Annotated in this window: 3 protein-coding genes; all 3 read left to right on the top strand. The window is 65.0% G+C overall.

Going from position 1 to position 2,989, the window contains the following annotated elements; all coding sequences use genetic code 11:
- Positions 1-349 precede the first annotated feature (349 nt).
- Genes sdhC through sdhA form a run of 3 tightly spaced genes read left to right on the top strand, consistent with a single transcriptional unit; the run spans position 350 to position 2,931 of the window.
- The gene (gene sdhC, locus J1N50_RS04990) at positions 350-730 is read left to right on the top strand and encodes a succinate dehydrogenase, cytochrome b556 subunit (protein WP_425516928.1); all 381 of its coding nucleotides are present in this window, start codon (positions 350-352) and stop codon (positions 728-730) included.
- The gene (gene sdhD / locus J1N50_RS04985; protein ID WP_215350636.1) at positions 723-1,127 is read left to right on the top strand and encodes a succinate dehydrogenase, hydrophobic membrane anchor protein; all 405 of its coding nucleotides are present in this window, start codon (positions 723-725) and stop codon (positions 1,125-1,127) included. Before sdhC ends, sdhD begins: the two co-directional genes overlap by 8 nt.
- A gap of 1 nt (position 1,128) precedes the next feature.
- Positions 1,129-2,931, top strand: coding sequence for a succinate dehydrogenase flavoprotein subunit (gene sdhA / locus J1N50_RS04980; RefSeq protein ID WP_215350635.1), 1,803 nt, complete (start codon positions 1,129-1,131; stop codon positions 2,929-2,931).
- Positions 2,932-2,989: the final 58 nt, after the last annotated feature.

Genomic DNA, 2,989 nt, shown 5'->3' with positions numbered 1-2,989 from the left:
CTCCGTCAGCGCTTCGCGCTGCCACCTCCCCATGGCTACGCCACAGGGAGGAATTCCGTGGCAGCTTCCGGCCGTTACCGGCCATCACTTCCCGATCGATTGCAAATGTCCCCCTCCGCCCGCAACCGGCCCCTGCCTTTGCAGCGACCGGCCACCCTGCGTCCCGCGAACGCCCTTCAGCCAAAATCTGCGCCCATCGCCCCCTAAGTAATTGCATATCGCGGCGGGAACGCTTAACCCGCGCCCATCGACCGATGAGAGTCAGGAAAACGGGGCTGTTATGGCTGGCAACGAACCGAGCGCGCGGCCGCTTTCGCCGCACCTTCAGGTATATAAATGGGCGCCTTCGATGGCGGTTTCGATCCTCCACCGCATCAGCGGCGACGGGTTGGCGATCGCCGGGGCGCTGATGTTCCTCTGGTGGCTCGGCGCGCTTGCCGCCGGTCCCGATGCCTATGCCGCCTTCGTCGCCTGCGTCTGGCACGATCCCAGCCCGGAGATCGGCCTGTTTCACCAGATCACGAACATTCTCGGCAAGGTCGTGCTCGTCGGCCTCACCTGGGCCTTTTTTCAGCACCTCTTCTCGGGGCTTCGCCACTTCGTCCTCGATACCGGCGCGGGCTATGAGCTCAAGACCAACAAGCTGTGGTCGATGCTGGTGATGGTCGGTGCGATCCTCGCGACCACCGCGACCTGGCTCTATATCGCGAAGGAGGCGCTCAATGGGTAATGGTACGCGCCTCGGCCGCGTGCGCGGGCTCGGTTCCTCGCATCACGGCTCGCATCACTGGCTGCAGCAGCGCCTGACCGCGCTCGGCAACATTCTGCTCGTGACCTGGTTCTTCGTCTCGCTGCTCCGCCTGCCGCTCGGCGACCAGGCCGCGGTGCATCGCTGGGCTTCGAGCCCGACCGTCGCGCTTGCGCTGATCCTGCTCGTGATCAGTGTGTTCTGGCACTTCCGTCTCGGCCTCCAGGTGATGATCGAGGACTATGTCCATGGCGAAGCGACGCGCCTGCTCGCGATCGTCGCGCTCAATTTCTATGCCATCGGCGGTGCGGCCTACGGCATCTTCGCCATCGTCCGCATCGCATTGGCCCCCGTAGCGGGCGTTCCGGGGGGCATGTAAGATGACCGAAGCCTACAAGATTATCGACCATATCTACGACACCGTCGTCGTCGGCGCCGGCGGCTCGGGCCTGCGCGCGACGATGGGCAGCGCCGAGGCGGGCCTGAAGACCGCCTGCATCACCAAGGTGTTCCCGACCCGCAGCCACACCGTCGCGGCGCAGGGCGGCATCGCCGCCTCGCTCGGCAATAACAGCCCCGACCATTGGCAGTGGCATATGTACGACACCGTCAAGGGCTCCGACTGGCTGGGCGACCAGGACGCGATCGAATATATGGTGCGCGAGGCGCCGGCAGCTGTGTACGAGCTCGAACATGCGGGCGTGCCCTTTTCGCGCAACGCCAACGGCACCATCTATCAGCGTCCGTTCGGCGGCCATATGCAGAATATGGGCGAAGGCCCGCCGGTGCAGCGCACCTGCGCCGCGGCCGACCGCACCGGCCATGCGATGCTGCACGCGCTCTATCAGCAGTCGCTGAAATATGACGCCGACTTTTTCATCGAGTATTTCGCGCTCGACCTGATCATGGAAGACGGCGCGTGCCGCGGCGTGATCGCGCTGTGCATGGAGGATGGCAGCATCCACCGCTTCCGCAGCCAGGCGGTCGTGCTCGCGACCGGCGGCTATGGCCGCTGCTATTTCACTGCGACCTCGGCGCATACCTGCACCGGGGACGGCGGCGGCATGGTGCTGCGCGCCGGCCTGCCGCTGCAGGACATGGAATTCGTCCAGTTCCACCCGACCGGTATTTACGGTGCGGGCGTCCTCATCACCGAGGGCGCGCGCGGCGAGGGCGGGTATCTCACCAACTCCGAGGGCGAGCGCTTCATGGAACGCTATGCCCCCTCGGCGAAGGATCTGGCGTCGCGTGACGTCGTCTCGCGTTCGATGGCGCTCGAAATCCGCGAAGGCCGCGGTGTCGGCCCGCACGCCGACCATATCTATCTGCACCTCGACCATATCGATCCTGCCGTGCTTGCGGAGCGCCTGCCGGGGATCACCGAGAGCGGCAAGATTTTCGCCGGCGTCGACCTGACGCGCCAGCCGCTGCCGGTCGTGCCGACGGTCCATTACAATATGGGCGGCATCCCCTGTAACTATCATGGCGAAGTCGTCACGCTGAAGGACGGCAATCCCGACACCGTGGTTCCCGGCCTGTTCGCGGTCGGCGAAGCCGCCTGCGTGTCGGTCCACGGCGCAAACCGTCTCGGCTCGAACAGTCTGATCGACCTCGTCGTGTTCGGCCGCGCGACGGGCCACCGCCTCAAGGAAATCCTCACCCCGGGCGCGGCGCAGGCGCCGCTGCCGAAGGACAGCGCCGATCTGGCGCTCGGCCGCCTCGACCATTTCCGCAACGCCAATGGCGGTTCGCCGACCGCGGAAATCCGCACCGAGATGCAGCGCGCGATGTCGCAGCACGCAGCGGTGTTCCGCACCGACGAGCTGATGGCCGAGGGCAAGGAAAAGCTCGCCAAGACCTACAGCCGCATGAACGACGTCCATGTCGCCGACCGCAGCCTGATCTGGAACACCGACCTCGTCGAAACGCTCGAGCTCGACAATCTGATCGCGCAGGCGACGGTGACGATGCATTCGGCGTACAACCGCAAGGAAAGCCGCGGTGCCCACGCGCACGAGGATTTCCCCAACCGCGACGACGAGACGTGGATGAAGCACACGATCAGCTGGTTCGACGGCTGGGGCGGCAAGGGCGGCGGCGTCCGCCTCGATTACCGGCCGGTTCACGAATATACGCTGTCGGACGACGCCGAATATATCAAGCCGAAGGCGCGCGTTTACTAGAGTGTTTTCAAGTCAGGTGGAATCACCTGACGACTCGGAAAACACGGCAAAACAAGAA

Origin of the sequence: Sphingopyxis soli (assembly GCF_018682675.1) — a bacterium.
GTDB lineage: Bacteria > Pseudomonadota > Alphaproteobacteria > Sphingomonadales > Sphingomonadaceae > Sphingopyxis > Sphingopyxis soli.
This window is presented reverse-complemented; position numbering and strand designations above follow the sequence as displayed.

Bases quoted from the DNA above. Each gene is read 5' to 3' on its own strand.
- sdhC (WP_425516928.1), top strand. From the start codon at position 350: ATGGCGGTTTCGATCCTCCACCGCATCAGCGGCGACGGGTTGGCGATC.
- sdhD (WP_215350636.1), top strand. From the start codon at position 723: ATGGGTAATGGTACGCGCCTCGGCCGCGTGCGCGGGCTCGGTTCCTCG.
- sdhA (WP_215350635.1), top strand. From the start codon at position 1,129: ATGACCGAAGCCTACAAGATTATCGACCATATCTACGACACCGTCGTC.